Below are 19,711 nucleotides of genomic sequence, written 5' to 3'. Positions count from 1 at the left end.
AGTTGGAATTAAGAACCGTTTCCGGTTGCTCATGAATGACTATTGACTCAGCAGCATGTCCGAAGAGGCAAATACCCAGGTGCGGGTAATATGCAGGATATCCGTATCCTGACTGATATCAGGCGGGAAAGGCGCAAATCCATTTTGTCCGGCGAGTTTTACAATATTGATGGCGGCGTCATCGAGGATTTTTTCTCCGGATGAGCGATTGATTTCAATCGACTCCACACTGCCATCCGCCCGAATGCTGACGGTAAGCTGTAAATTGCCATAGAGTTTATCTTTTCTGGCGGCTTCGGGGTAATTCAAATTACCGATGCGTTCGACTTTTAAGCGCCAATCCTCGACATAGCGCGCAAAGCGGTACTCTTTGGTGCGCGCCCCGACAAATTTGCGTTTCGGGCGCTTTTGGTAGTCATCATGATCTTGATCAACCTGTGCTCTGAGACGGACGATATCAAGACTGCGCAGCAATAACTCAGCCGGATCTGTTGTGACTGGCTTGCTTTCGGCTTCGTTCTTGTGTTCGCTAGGTTGTTCGATTTGCGGGCTATCGCTGACCGCAGCCATCAGTTTCTTAGCTTCCTGCTCCAGTTGCTTAAATTTTTGCTGGGCTGCGTTGTTATCGATAACCGGTTTGCTTTTGGGCAGTACCGGAAAGGGTGTTTTTGCCCGGCGATCGGCGTCCGTGTTGCCGCCGCCGTCCAGATTATCTTGCGCAAGCAATTCGGTTTCTTTCGGTTTGGTCAGTGTTTTGTTGTTAACCAGCACAACTTCCAGGGATGACGCAATTTTGTCGAATTTCGGTTGAGGGAACTGAAAAGTCACCCCCAAAAAAATGATGACATGCATTAGCATGGAAGCAACCATCGCTACAATCATGCGATTGGTTTCGGAAGCTAGATAACCGCCCGGCGCTGCTGAGGTGGTTTCGTGTGTTTGAATGGTAACAGCCAAAGGGTTAAACCTTGAAAATTAAGTCTTAGCTAATATCATGCAATTATATTATTTTAGGCAGCCGATTCATCATAAATTTGGAGAGTAGCTTATGTATCCTGTTTTTGCAGGAATTCTGCGTGCAAGCTGCGCTCCAGCAGATCCACTTCAGATAATTTAAGTTTGACGTAAGTATTCGGCGCCATCTCGGGGAGTGAAGGTACCCGTGTAACGAATGGAATATGATCAAATTTCACTAAATTTTCTTTAATAACCTGTGCATTGATGATTTGAATTTTTTCCTGCAATAGCCAGCGCAAACACCAGTAACGTTCCATCGCCCGCTGGAATTCGCTATAAATTCCATAGGCTGTTTCAAAGTCTCGCATTGCGATTAAGAGACTGGTGCTCTCCTTGGTATAGTGCGGCGGTTCGGCGCGCAACATGGCAATGAGTTGCCGCTGATTGATCAGATCAACATAACGCCGCATGGGGGAACTGCTCCAGGCATATTGCGAGACTCCCAATCCTTGGTGAGGGGCGGGTGAAGTGCTCATTTTGACCTTGCCATTAGCTTGACTGCGAAAGATGCCGGTAATGCCCGCGTCGGTCAATTGTTTGCCCCACTCCGTATTGACATAAATCATCAGCTCGGACACCACTTTATCAATGGGAGATCCGCGCCGGCGTTCGCTGATTGTGATATGGTCATTGTTGATTTCAAAACTATAATCAACTTTGTCATTATTCGTATCACTGGCTTTGCCGCGTTGGTTTTCCATCTTGCAGGCAAATTTCCACAGCAGGCTCAATTCCTTGCTAAAGGTGTGTTCAAAGTCTCCTTTGCTTAATGTGGCTTCGTTGAAATACGGTTCGAGTGAATTGTGACGTAAATTTGCTGCAATTTTTATTTTCTCAATCCGGCTCTCCGTAGCTGTGACGGTAAAATCATCCGCTACATCAAGATATAGGGAAAGCACGGGGCACAACCGGTTTTCAGCTAATGTGAAGTGATTAATCGTTACATCCGGCAGCATGGTGATTTTGTTTCCGGGCAGATAAACCGTCGACAGGCGCGATGAAGCGGCTTTGTCGAGGGTTGACTCAGGATCGATTCCCAGCGCTGGCGCTGCAATATGTATGCCGATGCGGAAACTGCCAAATGCTAAAGGTGTCACAGAAAAAGCATCATCAATTTCCGTCGTTGAGGCGTCGTCGATACTGAATGCAACCACATCTGCGGCGGGTAAGCCGGGGAAATCGTTCGCTGCCGGATGCGGTTCGAGTTCACCAAATCCGATGCCTTCAGGAAAATGTTCCCAGACAAACTGATTGAAATGGTAATCGTGTGAGGACGGAATGGCGCCACACTTTTCCATCAGTTTTATGACGGTGAGTTTTTTTTCTGTACAGACCGCTTCGAGTGCTTTCCACTCAATCGTGTTTTTGTCCGGTTTGTAAAGTAAATTAGGGATGCGCGGTTTAAATTCCTCTGGCAGAACAAACTGATTTAATTGTTCCATATAACAGGCTTGTTGCGCAGCTTGCAGGCGTTTTTTTTCCTGACCGGCTAAAGCTGCTTTAAGTGCATCCGGTGGTGCCGCTTTGTAGCGTCCGTGCCCTTTTTTATAGAAATACATCGGCGCGTTTTGCAGCAGCAGCAAAGTGGCCGCAGCTTCAACCGGATTGGGCGTATGGCCAAAGTAATCGGCTGCCAGAGTGTCGCTGGCAAATTCTGTATCCTGTGCGCAGCATTCCCAGAGAAAATCCGGATCCAATTCATCGACTATTTCTTGCACATGATTCATGAATTCGGATAAAGGCGGCGCATCAAATCGGAATAGCACTGACGTTGCTTTGATCTTTGACCGTTTGCCATGCACAGCCTCAATCTGTAACGAGGTATTGTTATCAGCCAGTATGGCACCAACCTTAAAGGTTCCAGCTTCTTCGTAAAAAACATTCATAAGATTGCTTTTATCATTGCGGTAGGACAATTAGAGCAGAACTGCATCGGGAGAAATTGAGCCATCATCGGAAAATTAAAGGTTTGACATACAATTCATGAAGGTTTTTTGTGATGTATAAACCTGATCAACAATTCAGCATTATATACGAGACGTTTGCCAAAGATAAAAAGCAGTAGACAATTGTTGCCAGAAATAGTGCCAGCCTTTCTCAAGGAACCGGCTGGGACTGTTGGCAGGACTTCAGAAAGCTACAGGTATTAAAAAAGATAAAGTTATAGAATTTAATCGTTTTTGTGTTTTTTTACAAATGACTGGATAGTGTTTTTTAGCTCGGAATCAGGCAAAGTCGTGGCTAATTGACTTAAACAATCTTTTCCGGTCTGGCTCAATTTTAATTTTTCCTTGGTATATCCTTTATCTGCAAGTGTTTTTGTATTTTTCGCAAAGTTATGTGCTTGCACCAAAATTTGAATTGAAGTAACTTCCCATCCTAGTTCTTGTAGCTTGAGCAGTATTGAGGGTGACATTTGCTTAAGTTTTGAAGCAATAGCGCCATTCTCAGCCATTATTGTCAGCTTGCCATTCGAAGTTCTACTCAAGATGCAATGCTGCGCTAATTGCGCGGGAACAAGTTTAGAGAATATTAATTGATCTGCATATAATTGCTGAGCTAAAGAGAATAGGTTTTCATATTCGGGCGTTTTGCCAAGAAGATTAAGATAAGAATTAACTTTATAAGAGGTCATGTGGTTATTTAAAAATATCCAATGAATACAAAATATGAATATTATTTTTATTTCTAATAAATCAGAACGAGCGAGAAAGATAACATTAACCAGGCTACACATTGCAATATTAATAAGTGCTTTACTATTCGTTATCGTGACTTTAGCACTGAGTCTAAACTTTTTTTCACTCCGTTACGCTGATCGGATCGATGCACCGGTATTAAGAGCGGTATTAGTCAATCCCCAAGAGGAAAGACATCAAAAAATTCAAACCCATTTGCAAGATAACTTGAATATCATGGCCATTAAGTTGGGTCAAATGCAAGCGCAATTATTACGCTTAGACGCATTGGGTGAACGTTTGGCAGAATCTTCCGGTATCAAGTCGAGAGACTTCTTATTTAATGAAATTCCGGGGCAGGGCGGCGCACGGACGGATCAATCGTCTGAAGAATTAACATTTGCTGAATTTAATCATAAGCTCCAGGAATTATCGAATATGTTGGATGAAAGGACAGATAAACTGGGTGCATTAGATTCTTTATTGCGTCATGACAGATTAACAAAATATGTTCTGCCTTCGAAGATGCCAGTTGAGACGGATTGGTATTCATCGGGTTATGGATATCGAATTGATCCATTTACGGGAAAGAGAGCGTTTCACGAAGGCGTGGATTTTTCTGCTGAGATAGGTACGCCGATAAAAGCTGCAGCGGGTGGAGTGGTGGTCTATTCAGATCGACACGCTGAATATGGTAATATGATTGAGATTGATCATGGAGATGATTTGGTGAGTCGTTACGCGCATGCATCGAAACGTTTGGTAGAACTCGGGGAGGTCGTATTGCAGGGGCAGAAGATTGCTGAAGTAGGTAATACGGGACGTTCTACAGGCGCGCATCTGCATTTCGAAATTAGACACAAAGACAAACCCCTTAATCCATCCAAATTTTTAAAAAAAACGAGCTAAAGCGAATTTAAGGAACTGCTGATTTTTCATGTATGCGTCTTTATTATTAAATGTTCTTCGGTTGATCGTTGCGCTTCTTAGAACCAGAGTTGCTTTTAGCGGTGAGTTTCGTTTGAGTTTTATTTTAAGAGATTTTAATCCACTCTATAAATGGTTAAAATTTAGTCGATAATTCATTAAAGTATTTTTGCGGGTGAGGTAAAATCTCACCCTTTGTTTTTTAAACTAATTGTTTAAATAGAATTTCTAGAGACTTTATGCTAAGTAATCTACTTAAGAAGATTTTTGGTAGCCGTAACGACCGGATGGTTAAGCAGTATTCTCAAGCCGTGCGTATTATTAACGAAATGGAATCAGCTATCGCGGGTTTGTCGGATGCTGAATTACGTGCCAAAACAGATGAGTTCAAGCAGCGCATTCATAATGGAGAATCATTGGATGTGTTATTACCCGAAGCATTCTCTGTGGTCCGTGAAGTGGGTAAACGGGTGCTGGAAATGCGCCATTTTGACGTGCAGCTCATTGGCGGCATGGTATTGCACGAGGGCAAGATTTCTGAGATGCGTACTGGCGAGGGTAAAACCCTCATGGCAACTTTGCCTGCATATCTAAATGCTCTGGCGGGTAAAGGTGTGCATATCGTCACTGTGAATGATTATCTGGCAAAGCGTGATGCGGATTGGATGGGAAAAATCTATCAGTTTCTCGGAATGAGCGTGGGTGTGATTTATGCGCAAATGCCCTACAGTGATAAGCAAGCCGCATATGCCGCTGATATCACTTATGGCACTAACAACGAATACGGCTTTGATTATTTGCGTGACAATATGGTGGCGCATGCTTATGAGCGTGTGCAACGTTTGCTCAATTTTGCAATTGTGGATGAAGTGGATTCCATCCTGATTGATGAAGCACGCACGCCATTAATTATTTCGGGGCAGGCAGAAGGCGATACGGAAATATATGTGCGTATTAATGCCTTGATCCCTAAGCTGACGCGCCAAGAAACAGAAGAGAGTCCAGGCGATTATAGTGTGGATGAAAAAACTCACCAGGTTACTCTTAGCGAGGCTGGTTTCGAGCATTCTGAGAAGTTGCTGGCAACAGCTGGTTTGCTGAAGTCGGGAACCAGTCTTTATGATCCAGCTAATATCAATTTGATTCATCATCTGAATGCAGGTTTGCGCGCACATAATTTATATTTTCTGGATCAGAATTATGTCGTACAGAATGGTGAAGTAATTATCGTCGACGAGTTTACTGGACGTTTGATGGCTGGCCGCCGCTGGTCTGATGGGTTGCATCAGGCTGTAGAAGCGAAAGAAGGTGTAGCAATTCAGAAAGAGAATCAGACGCTGGCTTCAATAACTTTCCAGAATTATTTTCGCATGTATCAGAAATTATCCGGTATGACCGGAACTGCTGATACCGAAGCTGCAGAATTCCAGCAAATCTATGGATTGGAGACAGTTATCATTCCGACGCATCGCCCGATGATTCGTGATGATCGTATGGATCAGGTGTTTCGTACAACGAAAGAAAAAAATGAAGCGATGATTCAAGGAATCAAGGAATGTTATGAGCATGGGCAACCGGTTCTGGTGGGTACAACATCCATCGAGAATAATGAATTGCTGTCCAAGTTACTGGAACGGGAGAAACTGCCGCATCAGGTTTTGAACGCAAAACAACATGCCAGTGAAGCGAATATCGTCGCACAAGCTGGCAGGCCTAAAATGATTACCATAGCAACCAACATGGCAGGCCGTGGTACGGATATTGTACTGGGGGGTAATCCTGAGCCGGAAATTGAACGTATACGGCATGATGAAAAATTAAGTGAAGCAGAAAAAGAAAAGCAGATTAATGAAGCTTATGCGAGATGGAAAGTAGCGCATGAAGAGGTTCTGAGTAAAGGCGGCTTGCACATTATTGGTACTGAGCGACATGAGTCACGTCGAGTGGATAATCAGTTGCGCGGGCGCTCAGGCAGGCAAGGGGATCCAGGATCCAGTCGTTTTTATCTTTCACTTGAGGATCCTTTGCTGCGTATATTTGCATCTGACCGTGTTGCCAACATTATGACGCGTCTCAAAATGCCCGAAGGAGAAGCTATTGAACATCCGTGGGTTACTCGTGCTATCGAAAATGCTCAACGCAAGGTAGAGGCGAGAAATTTTGATATGCGCAAGCAGCTGCTGGAATTTGATGATGTGGCTAATGATCAGCGTAATGTAATTTATCAACAGCGTAATGAATTATTAGAAGAAAATCATGATATTTCGGAAACAGTCACAGCAATTCGTGAGAATGTTTTAAGTAATCTATTCAGTTTATATATTCCACCTCAAAGTGTGGAAGAGCAGTGGGATGTGCAGGGATTGGAAAAAGCGCTTGCAGCGGAATATCAATTGCACTTTCCTCTGCAGAAATGGCTCGAGCAAGAGCCAGAGTTGCATGAAGAGAACTTGTTAAAACGTATTATTGACCTTGCAAATGAGCAATATCAAGCGAAAGTCGATACGGTGGGCGCTGAGCCGATGCATCACTATGAACGTGCTGTAATGTTGCAAAGCCTTGATTCGCATTGGCGGGAACATCTCGCAGCATTGGATCATTTGCGTCAAGGTATCCACTTGCGTGGTTATGCGCAGAAGAATCCAAAGCAAGAATATAAACGTGAAGCTTTTGAGCTTTTTACCAATATGCTCGAAGAGATCAAAAATGAGGTCTCGAAAATACTTTTAGCTGTGCAAATAAAGAGTGAGCAGCAGGTAGAGGCCGTGGCCGAGTCGCTTCGATCACCAGAAAATATTCAATTTCATCATGATTCTTACAAGGAAGCACTGGTTGAGGAAACAGAGTTCGAGAGGACTCAAGATGAGAGAACACAACCTTTTGTGCGCCAAAATGAAAAAGTTGGCCGTAACCAATTGTGTCCTTGTGGTTCTGGTAAAAAATATAAGCAATGCCATGGAAAGGTTAAATAGTTATTCAAGTAAACAAGCTGCCATGTGTGTATTTTGTTGGCTTGCTCCATTGAAATACGTTTAAGTCCTCTATAATCCTTAATATGGTTATGGTATACTGCGCGCTTTTGTAGTTTATAGTTTGTAAATTTGCTCGCGAAAGTGGTGGGAGGTCGATAAAATTTGCCTTTTTATTGATAGCCTTACTTGAAAAATATAACTGATGGAATAGTCGAATATGGCTGATAGTTTTAGCATCCCTGATAAAATGAGCGGCAGAAGAAAATTCTTGGTCGCGGTAACATCTGTAGCAGGCGGAATTGCAGGTGTTGCAATTGCAACGCCTTTTGTGATGAGTATGATGCCGAGTGAACGGGCTAAAGCGGCCGGTGCGCCGGTAGAGGTTGATATATCAAAGCTTGAGCCTGGCATGCTTCTGATGGTCGAATGGCGTGGAAAAGTCGTATGGGTTTTGAACCGCACTCCGGAAATGCTTGCGACGCTCACGAAATTAGAACCTGAGCTAGCCGACCCCAATTCAGAAAAACCGCAGCAACCGGAATATGCTAAAAATCGTACGCGATCAATCAAACCGGAAATTCTCGTTACTGAAGGTGTTTGTACACACTTAGGATGTTCTCCTGTATTTAGGAAGGAGATTGCGCCTGCGGATTTGGGTCCAGATTGGTTAGGCGGTTTTTTCTGCCCTTGTCATGGTTCGAAATTTGATTTGGCTGGCCGCGTGTATAAAAGTGTACCGGCTCCAACTAATATGGTTGTTCCTCCTCATGTATATTTGAGTGATAGCCGTCTTTTAATTGGAGCTACAAGCGAGGGATCTGTGTAAATGAATAAGATAATCGAATGGATCGATAAACGATTTCCATTAACGTCAAATTGGAAAGCACATCTTTCCGAATATTATGCCCCTAAGAACTTTAATTTCTGGTATTTCTTTGGCTCATTAGCCTTGTTGGTTCTGGTTAATCAGATACTTACCGGAATTTTTCTCACCATGAATTATAAACCGGATGCCGGTATGGCGTTTGCTGCTGTTGAATATATCATGCGTGATGTGGATTATGGTTGGTTAATTCGCTATATGCATTCCACAGGTGCTTCCATGTTTTTTGTCGTGGTCTATCTGCATATGTTCCGTGGAATGATGTACGGTTCTTATCAAAAGCCACGAGAGCTCTTGTGGTTAGTTGGTATGGCGATATTCCTTGTGTTGATGAGTTTAGCTTTTACTGGGTATATCTTACCTTGGGGACAAATGTCTTACTGGGGTGCGCAAGTGATTGTAAGTATGTTTGGAGCAATTCCGACTATTGGAGAATCTCTTCAGCAATGGGTGCTGGGTGATTTTACACTTTCGGATGTTGCGCTTAATCGTTTCTTTGCCTACCACGTTGTAACGTTACCTTTGATAATGTTAGTTCTAGTGTTCGCACATATTCTAGCGCTGCATGAGGTCGGATCGAATAATCCAGATGGTATTGAAATAAAAGCAAATAAAAACCCGGAAACGGGTATCCCTGTTGATGGAATACCATTTCATCCATATTACTCTGTAAAAGATATAGTCGGTGTTGTGGTGTTTTTAATGGTGTTTTGTGGAATTGTCTTCTTTGCTCCGGAAATGGGCGGATATTTCCTAGAATACAATAATTTTATACCTGCTAACACATTGCAAACGCCAGATCATATAGCGCCTGTATGGTATTTCACACCTTATTACTCTATGCTGCGAGCAGTGACTGTTAATTTTCTTTGGGTAGATGCAAAGTTGTGGGGTGTGATATTGATGGCTGCTTCTGTGGTTATCTTTGCTTTCTTACCTTGGCTAGATAGAAGTCCGGTTAAGTCGATACGCTATAAAGGTAAATATTTCAAGACAGCTTTAACGCTTTTTGTGATTAGCTTTTTCGTATTGGGTTGGCTCGGAACAAAATCTCCAACTCCTTTATATACTTTATTAGCGCAAATCTTTACAGTCATCTATTTTGCATTCTTTATTTTAATGCCGTGGTATAGCAAGATAGATAAAACAAAACCAGAGCCCAAAAGAGTAAAAGAGTGAAAAAATGAAGAAAATAACAATTGTTATATTTATCTTGTGTATGGCTCCATTTAGCTTGTTCGCTGCTGAATCTGGTATGGCACTAGATAGTGCTCCTGTTAGTACAACTGACAATGCTTCGTTACAACGTGGTGCAGAGAGTTTTGTTAACTATTGCCTAACTTGTCATGGCGCAAGCTATATGCGCTATAATCGTCATCTTGATATCGGATTCACTAATGACGAGATTCTTTCTAAGCTGGTATTTACAGGTCAGAAAGTTGGCGGCTTGATGGAATCTGCAATGCAGAAAAAAGAAGGTGAAGTATGGTTTGGTGTTTCGCCGCCTGACTTATCAGTTATAGCTCGTTCGCGAGGAGCGGATTGGTTATATACTTATCTACGTGCTTTTTATCGTGATGATACCACTGCGACTGGATGGAACAATCTTGTATTTGATCGCGCGGCGATGCCACATGTTTTTTATCAATTACAGGGCGAGCAGAAACTGGTTGTTAAAACAAGTGGTAAAGGTGAACAAAAGACCTTGGTACTTGATAAGCAAGGTGAAATGACCAAGGCAGAGTTTGATAACTTTGTTGGTGATTTGGTTAACTATCTGGTTTATTTAGGTGAGCCTCATGCCAATGCCCGTAAGGAATTAGGGCTTAAAGTCATGGCTTTTCTTTTAGGGATGCTGATTTTATCCTATGCGCTAAAAAGAGAATATTGGAAAGATATTCATTGACATCAAACTTGCTGAATATATTGTAAAGAAGTCTGGGAATAGAAGTTATGATGACACTATATTCAACAATTACATGTCCATACAGCCATCGTTGCCGGATTGTTCTGCACGAGAAAGATATGGACTTTCAGGTAATTGATGTTGATCCTAATATTAGATCAGAAGACTTAGCAGTAATGAGTCCATATGGTAAAGCGCCGGTACTTGTGGAACGCGATCTTGTGTTATATGAATCGAATATCATTAATGAATACATCGATGATCGTTTTCCACATCCGCAATTAATGCCGGCCGATCCGGTAATGCGAGCTCGTGCTCGTTTACTGCTGTTTCGTTTTGAACAAGAATTATTTTGTCACATCGATGCATTTGAAGGATCGGATCAAAAAGCAATTGATAAAGCTCGTGCAGTGATAGCAGATAATCTGACGATTATTTCTCCAATCTTTGAGAAGCAAAGATTCATGCTGGGTGATGAATTTTCAATGCTTGATGTCGCTATAGCACCTCTGCTGTGGCGTCTTGAACATTTTGGAATTCGCCTTCCTAAACAAGCGGCACCATTACTAAAGTATTCGGAAAGATTGTTCAGTCGCCCGCTGTTTATTGATGCATTATCAGCTTCAGAAAAAATAATGCGGAAATGAACATTAATACAACGAAACCATACTTAATTCGCTCAATTTATGATTGGTGCATTGACAATGATTTTACACCTTATGTGTCTGTAAGGGCCTACCCGGAATTAGATGTTCCAATGGAATATGTAAAAAATGGTGAGATAGTTTTTAATATTAGTGCAAAAGCAGTACATGAACTTATAATTAATAATGACTATATTTGTTTTACTGCACGATTTAATGGTGTTCCGAGAAAGCTAGAAATATCACTTAATGCTGTAAAGGGTATTTTTGCAAAAGAAGTAAATCAAGGAATAGCATTCTCTTCTGATAATAAGGAAGAGGAGAATCGAGGAAAGTCAGATGATGAACAGCAAAACAGTGCAATCCAAAATTCTTCAACATATCAAACCAAAAAAACACGCAAACCTAATCTTCGGATAATCAAATAACTCTTTTATTTGGGTTTGGTCATAGTAAGTTGCCGGCATAGCTCAGATGGTAGAGCAGCTGATTTGTAATCAGAAGGTCCCGAGTTCGATTCTTGGTGTCGGCACCATAAAAACAATAAGTTAGGTATTTTCTTCAGACTCCTGATTTACCAATTGTGTCAAAATTGTGTCATTCAGGAGTTCATCTACAACCATTGCATGTTTTCTGAATTGCTCAGGAGCCAAATGAGCATAACGTTTCACCATCTCAGTTGACTCCCAAGCACCCATCTCTTGAATCACATTTAACGGAACGCCTTTTTGAGTTAACCAACTCGCCCAGGTATGCCGCAAATCATGCCAACGGAAGTTATCTATTCCAGCCCGTTTCAATGCTCTATACCATGCTTTAGTATTGACCTGAATAATTGGCTTTCCTCGATAAGTAAATACTCTTTCCGGATGTTTACCAATTTGTTTTCTCAATACTTCCATAGCAGTTATATTCAGCGAAATATGAATACTTTTTCTTGCCTTGGCTTGATCAGCATGGATCCATGCAACATTTCTTTGCATATCAACTTGCGACCATTCCAACTCAGTCACATTTCGTTTGCGTAGCCCCGTACAAAGTGAAAATTTTACTAAATCAACCAAATGATCCGGTAACTCATCTAACAACATTTTCACCTGTTCAGGCTCGATCCAACGAATACGCCGTTTAGGTTCCTTATACAGCCGGATAAAAGGTGCTTTCTCGATCCATTCCCAATCTAGAGCAGCTCGACGCAAAATAGCCCGGATTGTTGCTAAATAACGATTAGCCGTTGAAGGTGAAGTTTCCTTACGTTTCACTTCACCCACTTCAGCAATCACTTCCCGAGTCAATTCAGAAAGTAAGCGACCTCTAAAGAACTGTTGTAGCCAGGCAACTTGCTTCATATCTTGCTTATGTGAAGCTTTATGCTGCGTTTCCATCAGCCATTTATAAGCCGCTTCATCCCAAGTGCGTTTTGGCTTATCCCCTAGTTTCACAACTCGCCAAGAATCAGCTTTTAGCTTGTCGTGGAATTCCTGTGCTTGGGTTTTATCTTCAGTTGCAGCAGAGCATCTAATTCGCTCGCCGCTTGGTGTGGTGAAACTAATCCACCACGTCTTACCACGTTTACAGAGTGACATAATTGTTTTTCTCCATGTCCCACTTGCAACGCTTGCCGAGGAGGAGCATATAACGAGCGCATGTAGGCAGCAAGATCTTCTTCAATAAATACCCAACACTTCCCTACCTTAGCGCCGGGGATAATTCCCGCTTTGGCACGACGGCGCACTTCTTCGGGGTGCAATTTGAGAAACTGAGCAGCTTCATCTAAGTTGAGGGTTTTCATTCACCCTCCGATGACTGGCGATAATCTTTAGCAGCCTTCTGAATTTCCAGATTTTTCTGCTCTGCTTCATTGATATTTATAATCGTATTGAATTCTTTGCCACGTAAACGCACTTTTTCAAGAAGACAATCTTCGCCTGAAAGCCCGCCAAACTCTCCGCAGGCGCAAAGATATTGATGCAGCGCTAACAAATAACGATCCAAACCTTCATCAAAGTCAGTAATGCCATACTTCGCCATGTAGGAAGCCATTGAACTGACTCCCAATGCTAATATCCGCTTATCTTCTGGCAATCGTGTGGCTTGGAATGATCTGGAAAGCGTATTTAGGTTTGTTTCCCAATCTATTGATGAGATATAACCCCAAAGCGGATGAATCGGCCAGCGGGAGCGTGTTTGATCATCGGGGTTAGGCAACGTGAGACGCAGCCATTCTGTTGAAGCATAGCTCCATAAGCCGTTTAAATTAGCTAATACCGTATCAAGGCTAATCAAGCCATGCTCAGCCAATACATCGCGCATCAACTGAAATTCAATACGCCAAACAGGTTCACCCTCTTGCCATCCAGCAGCTTTCCATAAGGGAATAAGATCGGTTCTGCCACTGGTATGAATTTCTATTAGTTTGTTATACAAACGGCAGGAAATCTTTCCACCCAAACCAATCGACCAACCCGTGAATTTCTCATTCACTGCATGAGCATCTATCTTCTTACCGCGCGTTATCCATGCCTCACGACCCCAGGATTCCATGTTTTCATGGGAAACAAAATCAGCACATAAATCGATACGGCTGACATGGGCATAATCTGACAAGATACCCAATTCACTCAGGATATGACATAAATGCGTTTCTGCTTCAATAGGGGTAATACTGCATAGATAGCGGGAAGATAACTTCACATACGCCATCGGGGTCTTTTTGCTGGTTTTGGATAGACTGATACGAAAAGCGCCATCTTCTATGACATACGGGAATATTGATGAGCCTTTATCCTTGACCTCAAAGATATGGCCAGCAATAGCATATTGTGCTTGCGCTTGTTGATCTGCTTCAGGATGCTGCGCTAACTGTTTAAGCTTTACCAAACGTTCTTTGACTTCTGGGAATAATTCACCTTGATAAGACAAATACAGACTATCAATCCCAAACCTTAAAAGCTTGAAATACTCATTATTGCAGTTATAGGGTACTGTGTTACTAGACGGCGTACCCTGTGGGAATGAAACAGACTGATGCGATGCGCCAGTCAAATCCTTTTCCACCTCGCCCTCGCATCGCTCCTCCTCGCTGAAGCTCGTCGTCCTCTGCGTTGGCTCGGCGGCTTCGATTTCATTAGATGCTATAGCTTCAGATGAAACTTTTGTTTCTTTCTTCATGATAAACCTCGTATCCACGGCGACCATGCAAAAATTGCTGCATCGCAACGGATAGAGATTTTGTAACTCAGCTCAAGATTTGTATTCCACTCAAAAATTAAGTTTTTAGGTGGTTGCGTTTTTCTTCATGTAGGTATCAGCAAATTTACGCAATGCCTTTTCACTACCGCCGCCTTTTGAATTGGCAGTATAAAGCTTTAATTCCTCGACAAATAATTGGTAAAGTTGCTTATCAGTTAAGCGCAGAGCGCCAGTTTCATAAAGCACTTCAAAGACCAATCGCATTTTTTGGAAGTTGTCTTGTTTGAGCTTTTCCTTCTTGCCATTAATGGCGGATTTCAGTTTCGCAAAAAACTTCACGTCTTGTAATCGCGTAGCCTTGCTTATTTTTCCAACGACAGTTGGACAACCAATAATGGAAGCGTCAATCTTTATGGCATCAGTCAAGGCTTTGTTGTCACCGTTGCGAACCCGTTCGATTAATTCATTCAGGAAACAACCGTGATAAAGCACACACCACAGTGAATATTGCACAGCAATAAAAGTAGCACTAATCTCCGGAAGAAAGGAGCGCAACGATTCAAGATCATCTTTAGTTGGGTTTGGCCGTGCATCAAAGTGCTCGTGCACCTGATTCCAAATATCTGGTAATGCCCCAATGTTTCCAGGAGAATCTGACATTTGCTTGAACCAGCCCAAAATTTGCTCAAGTGAAACAAACTGCAAAAACCCAGTACATAACAATACCAAAAGGTCTTTAGTGGAAACCTCGTAAAAATAGCACCAGCTGAACTCTTCATCTTCTTTATCAAAGAGCCGATCATCACAATCATTTATCGTTTTCTTGGTATCTTCGATCCCAATTGCAACCAATGGCCACAATTCAAGAAATGCACGAAGATTCTGTGCTGTAATGCCTTTAGCGTAGTGGGTTTCATTCATGATAAGAGACCGTGACAATAAATTCTATTTGCAATCAAAACACTAATTGTTAGTTTTATCTTGATTTTTAGCCTGTTACAAAATTTACGGCAACATATACAAATACTGAATGTTAATATTGGGCACAACAGCTTTGCTCTTGTGCATGGCATGGGGACAGACTGGCTATGCCAGACTGTGATGATGGATGTGAAGCTTGCTGCAATTATGGGCGGTAAAGCAAAAAGGGAAAATGAATTTAAATCAATACATAGAAACTATTCATAGACGCTTTCAATCATGCATCACTAACGAACCCGCCAATGTAACTGTTTGTGGTTGCGTGACATTGTTTATATGCTTAGCAAGAATTTCAAGTTGTTGATTTATATAGATTAATAATTTTAAAATTATGTTTTGATCTGACGGTTGCCTTGTCAAGTCCGGCAACTGTCAGATCGAGTACTATTAACTTAAAAGGTGTACTCCAAGGAGGAAAGATTATTGCATACTATCTAACCAACCTTTTTTGCATAATCCAATAGGTCTTTTGCTGACTTCGTTGAGGTTTGGAGTTTTTTGATAAAATTAGGAATTTCCTCGGCCTTAGCACGAGCATCTTTTATAGCTTCGTGGGCTGTCTGTGCGGTCGCATATGCATTTTCGACAAGTGGATTATTATTAGATAGCTCACTGGCAACAGCAGTATAAAAAATCGTGCGTGCATAATAAACATTTGCTTGAATTGCCGTTATCTGGTCTGGTACTAAAGCGCGAGCTAAATCATACGGTTCATTTTCAAGAGCATCTCTATAATTCTTACCTATTATATCTAAGCGTTCTTCCGAAGTAGACATGATAATTACCTCATTTATTTTTGTAAAAGTTAAAAAAAACTATAATTAAACCCTTTAACTGATTCAGGAGCAACAGTAATCCATAAGGAGGTTGGATTATTATTACGTCAAATCATGAATAAAATAACCTATCAAATTGATAGGTTATTTTTTTTGTTTAATCTGATCAAGTAAATCCTGTATTCGTTTAACATGAGCAACAATGCTGTCAAGAGCGATTTGCTGCTTTTCTTTTAATTTTTTATGTTCCAAGCTTAAGGCTTTCAGTGTAGCAAGCGCTGCTTCGTAACTTTCAACGGTAGCTTTTTGTTTACGTTTAGATCTCTCAGCGATAGATATATGTGCCGCTACTTTAATCAAAGCAATATTTTCTTTGGGTGGTGTTTCAACCATTTCAATACCAGGTGCTATTTGTGCCAATAAAGGAGCTAGTGCATTATTGGGTGACACTAATCCACTTTGAACAAAAGCCGAAAATAAAGTATCAGCTTCGCTTCCTAAAGTCATAAGAAATTGTTCTGTAGCATTTTTTTCTATTGTAAGTGCTGCTATCATCGCCTCATTAGCGCGGAGAAGATCTAAATTTGCTGAGAGGATTAATTTGTTTTGGCGTTCTGAAGCAATGATATTACCTATACCAGAAGCAACTGTTGTAAATGTCGAACTTATGGCACTAGCACCTGCGGTTTGTGGAGATGGTGCAATCTTGGCTGCTGCCGCCGTTAATTCATTTATTGCCCCTACAGCTCCCTTAATTGCTTGCTCCGTTTCTGCACCAGCATCGTATTCTGCAAGATTAGCAAAAGATTGATATGCATCATAAACCGCTTGCTCCGCAACAATACGCTTGTTCATAACATCTGATAGCAATTTCAGCTGCTCAGAGAGTGTGCCCGGCTTACTTTTAATAGCTTCATCAACACAATATTTTTTTAAATCTTCTTTTTGAATCGATGAACAAACTAAAACGCCTCTTACGTTCCACCACTCTGGTAATGCATTCACAGTTCTTCTAGAACTATCAGTTTGCTCAATTATAGCTTGAGTAGCTAACTGTCCAGCTTTACCTAATGCTTTTCCATCATCACGAACGCTAACGCAGCCTGAAAAAGATAAGAACAAAACTGGAATTAAAATGCCTAATAATGCTTTCATAAATTTCCTCTTCCTCTAAAAAGTTGTTTGTAAATTCAAAACTAACTATGTTTCTTATTCCCTACAACTAACTACCAAACCTCTTTTGCTCTAATGGTGTTAAGCAAGCCCTTTTCTGTGTATATTTATGTTTCTATATCTTTTTAAGGGAATGCAAACAATGCTAGGATCTGTTGACAATTTGAGATAAGGTTTTAATAAAAAAACAACAAACTCGCAATATCGAGACTTCTACACTACCCATAAAACGAGTTTGCGATGCCCGATTGATGCTCGGTGATGAGTTCTGGGGCTCACCGTTATGAATCGTGATAATTGAATGTATAGGTTATTTTTGTTCAAAATTCACTTTCCATTAAATTCAATTTTATTTCAATAAGCTCTTTTTTTATGTGATTTTTGTCACATTGAAATAAATTTTCATTTTTTTATTAAGGCGAGCGCTAGCAATATCAATCGAGATTCTATCAGAAGGAAATTGAAATAAAAGAAGCAGTACGTGACAAAACTGATGAGTATTAGCGAATGTTGGCGAGCACTGACGAGATTAATATCAATAAAAACAGTCATATATTACACCTGCTCATTCGCAAGCCCTAGGTTCGAACTCTGGTCGGGGATTGATGATTCTCTTGGTCTTATGCTGACAATCTGATTTTTAGTGTTGATGAGCGAAATAAATGATTCAGTAGCTGCAATGCGAGGCAAGGATTAGATCTACAAGGTAAGAAGCAAGTAAATCGATATTATCCATTAATTATAATTGTTTGATTTGTAGTATTTAATTCAACCTTCTTTAGAGAGATGTGCTCGCAATTTGGTGTTGATAGTAAAACTGTTCTAAGTTCTTCATAAAGCAAGGATGAAGCACGCGCACCGATGATTATTGACGATATCGATGATGATGGAACCGAGTAAAGATAAATTTTATCATCCAGTCTTTCCAATGTTTTATTGGCGCTTGCAAGTGGGGCAATTATTCTCCATTCAGCCTCATATTCCCATGATATGTCTTTTGTAGCTAATATATCGTCACCATGCATTTCAGATAGTGTTATATCAGTGCTCAATGAATTATTAACATACCTGACTTTTCTTAGATGGAACAACTCGTCTTTATCAGAACGACGACGATTAAAAAATTCATGATCCGTTTTAAATTCAATTGTAAAACCTCTATGAGAAGCAGCATAGTGCGCCCATAGAAGAGGATGATCAAGCTTTTCAGAAAGGCTTAATATTCCAACTGTTTGAAGGACATCAGACAGAATTTTTTTAGCTTTCGGAGTAAAATTGGATATCTCATTTTTTAGTAGCGGTGCTACTTTATCAATTTCTCCTTGAAGAACGTGCGGATCTTTTTTGGCTTGTAAAAGAAGTTGTCTTATTATTTTTTTTCGAGTTTTCTGTGGGAATTTCAAAAGTTGTTTATTTAAGGCTTCTTCCAGAAAATTGAGATTAAGCTTAAACATATCTCTTAACTCATTTTCAGAGAAAATTTCACCGAATATGGGTTGTAATTCAAATGGATCATTGAGTGCAGATGGTTGAGAAAATCGTATGAGTTGATTTTTTAGAATATCGATACGGTCTGGAACCACATACTTGTATAATTTAGATGGATAACTCATGATTAATATGGCTTTGATTCAATTTATTCAAATATGTCACAGGCCTATTTTCTTTATTAATTACTCAGGCCGACAGTGACAATATATGTGCACCTGTAATCTTTAAAGAATTGCAATTACTAGATTCATCTAATCATCTAATCTGGTAAGCCAAACAGATCAGAAAATTATTGTGACAAATTTGTGTCAATTTTATCTTAAAATGACATTGAATGGAGCTGTGTTACATCGTTTTTAGGCATGACGATTAAAGCAAGTTAATGACTTATAAAGTTATTCTATTTTTAATCACGTTTCGTAATCAGTTGGGCATAGATTCAACTTGCGTAATCGTATGCATTGAGTTACAGATTGCTTATGATTTCTGCGACTGCTTACGATCCGAAGCCGACGGTAGATAGTACAAAATTATTTAAACGTGAAGCTAAGGGGGCGCACTCTTGAGCGTCATATTATGGCTATCAAAGGTTTATTATCCAGCTTGCAAAAGCTCCCCCACCCACAAGAAAAGCAAGGATAGATCCAATTTGGAATGTCGTTATAGTCTTCGAGAAATAATTAGGAGCATTACTAAACTCGACCATGCTTATCTCACCCCTATGCAACTTGATAATTCTCTCCCGGTAGTCGTTCAAGCAATACCATTGGCTTCCCACCAAGAATAGTGCGGCTAGAATCGCCAACAATATACCGAGAGAAAAAACGCTTGCGCTGATTTTCAGAAAAATCGGTGCACAATTTAATGTAACAAGTTTCACAACGCTAACAAATCCAGCAACATTGCCGATGATTAGATAAATAATTAGATGTTTCAGAGATTCACCGAATTTCCGATTTTCATCACTGAGCCATTCGAGCGCAATTGCAGCCCATCTGTCCTTGTCGGCTTCAGAAGCAGAGTCACTGAATTCATTCATACTATTTCTTCTTTTTTGTAACCCAAAGTTTT

General features: G+C 40.9%; 18 protein-coding genes and 1 tRNA gene. 8 read left to right on the top strand and 11 right to left on the bottom strand.

The window, feature by feature from the left end; genetic code table 11:
• Positions 1-39 precede the first annotated feature (39 nt).
• The 3 genes from NIT79A3_RS15410 to NIT79A3_RS15400 form a co-directional block, all read right to left on the bottom strand.
• The gene (locus NIT79A3_RS15410) at positions 40-957 is read right to left on the bottom strand and encodes an energy transducer TonB (RefSeq protein ID WP_013967070.1); all 918 of its coding nucleotides are present in this window, start codon (positions 955-957) and stop codon (positions 40-42) included.
• Positions 958-1,046: 89 nt separating this feature from the next.
• Positions 1,047-2,903 carry an RNB domain-containing ribonuclease gene (locus NIT79A3_RS15405; RefSeq protein ID WP_013967069.1) on the bottom strand — a complete coding sequence of 619 codons (1,857 nt, stop codon included), beginning with the start codon at positions 2,901-2,903 and terminating at the stop codon, positions 1,047-1,049.
• 284 nt (positions 2,904-3,187) lie between these two features.
• Positions 3,188-3,652 (bottom strand): DUF721 domain-containing protein, encoded by a 465-nt coding sequence (locus NIT79A3_RS15400; RefSeq protein ID WP_013967068.1) that lies wholly within the window; start codon positions 3,650-3,652, stop codon positions 3,188-3,190.
• Positions 3,653-3,686: 34 nt separating this feature from the next.
• Here NIT79A3_RS15400 and NIT79A3_RS15395 point away from each other — a divergent pair, with 34 nt between their 5' ends.
• From NIT79A3_RS15395 to NIT79A3_RS15360, 8 genes are all read left to right on the top strand, one after another.
• Positions 3,687-4,604, top strand: coding sequence for a peptidoglycan DD-metalloendopeptidase family protein (locus NIT79A3_RS15395; RefSeq protein ID WP_013967067.1), 918 nt, complete (start codon positions 3,687-3,689; stop codon positions 4,602-4,604).
• Between the two features lie 257 nt (positions 4,605-4,861).
• Positions 4,862-7,594 (top strand): preprotein translocase subunit SecA, encoded by a 2,733-nt coding sequence (secA, locus tag NIT79A3_RS15390; RefSeq protein ID WP_013967066.1) that lies wholly within the window; start codon positions 4,862-4,864, stop codon positions 7,592-7,594.
• Between the two features lie 217 nt (positions 7,595-7,811).
• Entirely contained in the window at positions 7,812-8,420 is a 609-nt protein-coding gene (gene petA, locus NIT79A3_RS15385; RefSeq protein WP_013967065.1) for a ubiquinol-cytochrome c reductase iron-sulfur subunit, read from the top strand.
• A complete protein-coding gene (locus tag NIT79A3_RS15380; protein WP_013967064.1) occupies positions 8,421-9,656 on the top strand; it encodes a cytochrome bc complex cytochrome b subunit in 1,236 nt (411 codons plus the stop codon).
• A 4-nt stretch (positions 9,657-9,660) separates the two neighbouring features.
• Positions 9,661-10,383 carry a cytochrome c1 gene (locus NIT79A3_RS15375; RefSeq protein ID WP_013967063.1) on the top strand — a complete coding sequence of 241 codons (723 nt, stop codon included), beginning with the start codon at positions 9,661-9,663 and terminating at the stop codon, positions 10,381-10,383.
• Positions 10,384-10,430: 47 nt separating this feature from the next.
• On the top strand, positions 10,431-11,030 hold the full coding sequence (locus NIT79A3_RS15370; protein WP_013967062.1) for a glutathione S-transferase N-terminal domain-containing protein: 600 nt from the start codon (positions 10,431-10,433) through the stop codon (positions 11,028-11,030).
• Positions 11,027-11,455 (top strand): ClpXP protease specificity-enhancing factor, encoded by a 429-nt coding sequence (locus NIT79A3_RS15365; protein WP_013967061.1) that lies wholly within the window; start codon positions 11,027-11,029, stop codon positions 11,453-11,455. Before NIT79A3_RS15370 ends, NIT79A3_RS15365 begins: the two co-directional genes overlap by 4 nt.
• Positions 11,456-11,486: 31 nt before the next feature.
• Positions 11,487-11,562, top strand: a tRNA-Thr gene (locus NIT79A3_RS15360).
• 13 nt (positions 11,563-11,575) lie between these two features.
• On the opposite strand, the gene NIT79A3_RS15355 is transcribed toward NIT79A3_RS15360, so the two are convergent.
• From NIT79A3_RS15355 to NIT79A3_RS15320, 8 genes are all read right to left on the bottom strand, one after another.
• Complete coding sequence (locus NIT79A3_RS15355; RefSeq protein ID WP_348225775.1) at positions 11,576-12,580, bottom strand: site-specific integrase; 1,005 nt, start codon at positions 12,578-12,580, stop codon at positions 11,576-11,578.
• Positions 12,490-12,819 carry a helix-turn-helix domain-containing protein gene (locus tag NIT79A3_RS19605; RefSeq protein WP_013967059.1) on the bottom strand — a complete coding sequence of 110 codons (330 nt, stop codon included), beginning with the start codon at positions 12,817-12,819 and terminating at the stop codon, positions 12,490-12,492. Before NIT79A3_RS19605 ends, NIT79A3_RS15355 begins: the two co-directional genes overlap by 91 nt.
• On the bottom strand, positions 12,816-14,198 hold the full coding sequence (locus NIT79A3_RS15345) for a replication initiation factor (protein WP_013967058.1): 1,383 nt from the start codon (positions 14,196-14,198) through the stop codon (positions 12,816-12,818). The genes NIT79A3_RS19605 and NIT79A3_RS15345 overlap by 4 nt, the downstream gene beginning before the upstream one ends.
• Before the next feature lie 105 nt (positions 14,199-14,303).
• Positions 14,304-15,140, bottom strand: coding sequence for a hypothetical protein (locus NIT79A3_RS15340; protein ID WP_013967057.1), 837 nt, complete (start codon positions 15,138-15,140; stop codon positions 14,304-14,306).
• 494 nt (positions 15,141-15,634) lie between these two features.
• Positions 15,635-15,976: a hypothetical protein gene (locus NIT79A3_RS15335; protein ID WP_013967056.1), complete on the bottom strand. Its 342-nt coding sequence runs from the start codon at positions 15,974-15,976 to the stop codon at positions 15,635-15,637.
• A gap of 144 nt (positions 15,977-16,120) precedes the next feature.
• The gene (locus tag NIT79A3_RS15330) at positions 16,121-17,131 is read right to left on the bottom strand and encodes a hypothetical protein (RefSeq protein ID WP_013967055.1); all 1,011 of its coding nucleotides are present in this window, start codon (positions 17,129-17,131) and stop codon (positions 16,121-16,123) included.
• A gap of 746 nt (positions 17,132-17,877) precedes the next feature.
• Positions 17,878-18,762 carry a DUF2971 domain-containing protein gene (locus NIT79A3_RS18005; RefSeq protein WP_013967054.1) on the bottom strand — a complete coding sequence of 295 codons (885 nt, stop codon included), beginning with the start codon at positions 18,760-18,762 and terminating at the stop codon, positions 17,878-17,880.
• A 461-nt stretch (positions 18,763-19,223) separates the two neighbouring features.
• Entirely contained in the window at positions 19,224-19,679 is a 456-nt protein-coding gene (locus NIT79A3_RS15320) for a hypothetical protein (protein WP_013967053.1), read from the bottom strand.
• Positions 19,680-19,711: the final 32 nt, after the last annotated feature.

This window comes from Nitrosomonas sp. Is79A3 (genome assembly GCF_000219585.1).
Classification (GTDB): Bacteria; Pseudomonadota; Gammaproteobacteria; order Burkholderiales; family Nitrosomonadaceae; genus Nitrosomonas.
Note: the sequence above shows the minus strand (reverse complement) of the source record. Positions and strands in the feature narration are given on the sequence as shown.

Excerpts from the sequence above, each read along its gene's own strand:
- NIT79A3_RS15405 (WP_013967069.1), bottom strand. The coding sequence starts at position 2,903 with ATGAATGTTTTTTACGAAGAAGCTGGAACCTTTAAGGTTGGTGCCATA.
- NIT79A3_RS15400 (WP_013967068.1), bottom strand. The coding sequence starts at position 3,652 with ATGACCTCTTATAAAGTTAATTCTTATCTTAATCTTCTTGGCAAAACG.
- NIT79A3_RS15395 (WP_013967067.1), top strand. The coding sequence starts at position 3,687 with ATGAATATTATTTTTATTTCTAATAAATCAGAACGAGCGAGAAAGATA.
- secA (WP_013967066.1), top strand. The coding sequence starts at position 4,862 with ATGCTAAGTAATCTACTTAAGAAGATTTTTGGTAGCCGTAACGACCGG.
- petA (WP_013967065.1), top strand. The coding sequence starts at position 7,812 with ATGGCTGATAGTTTTAGCATCCCTGATAAAATGAGCGGCAGAAGAAAA.
- NIT79A3_RS15380 (WP_013967064.1), top strand. The coding sequence starts at position 8,421 with ATGAATAAGATAATCGAATGGATCGATAAACGATTTCCATTAACGTCA.
- NIT79A3_RS15375 (WP_013967063.1), top strand. The coding sequence starts at position 9,661 with ATGAAGAAAATAACAATTGTTATATTTATCTTGTGTATGGCTCCATTT.
- NIT79A3_RS15370 (WP_013967062.1), top strand. The coding sequence starts at position 10,431 with ATGATGACACTATATTCAACAATTACATGTCCATACAGCCATCGTTGC.
- NIT79A3_RS15365 (WP_013967061.1), top strand. The coding sequence starts at position 11,027 with ATGAACATTAATACAACGAAACCATACTTAATTCGCTCAATTTATGAT.
- NIT79A3_RS19605 (WP_013967059.1), bottom strand. The coding sequence starts at position 12,819 with ATGAAAACCCTCAACTTAGATGAAGCTGCTCAGTTTCTCAAATTGCAC.
- NIT79A3_RS15345 (WP_013967058.1), bottom strand. The coding sequence starts at position 14,198 with ATGAAGAAAGAAACAAAAGTTTCATCTGAAGCTATAGCATCTAATGAA.
- NIT79A3_RS15340 (WP_013967057.1), bottom strand. The coding sequence starts at position 15,140 with ATGAATGAAACCCACTACGCTAAAGGCATTACAGCACAGAATCTTCGT.
- NIT79A3_RS15335 (WP_013967056.1), bottom strand. The coding sequence starts at position 15,976 with ATGTCTACTTCGGAAGAACGCTTAGATATAATAGGTAAGAATTATAGA.
- NIT79A3_RS15330 (WP_013967055.1), bottom strand. The coding sequence starts at position 17,131 with ATGAAAGCATTATTAGGCATTTTAATTCCAGTTTTGTTCTTATCTTTT.
- NIT79A3_RS18005 (WP_013967054.1), bottom strand. The coding sequence starts at position 18,762 with ATGAGTTATCCATCTAAATTATACAAGTATGTGGTTCCAGACCGTATC.
- NIT79A3_RS15320 (WP_013967053.1), bottom strand. The coding sequence starts at position 19,679 with ATGAATGAATTCAGTGACTCTGCTTCTGAAGCCGACAAGGACAGATGG.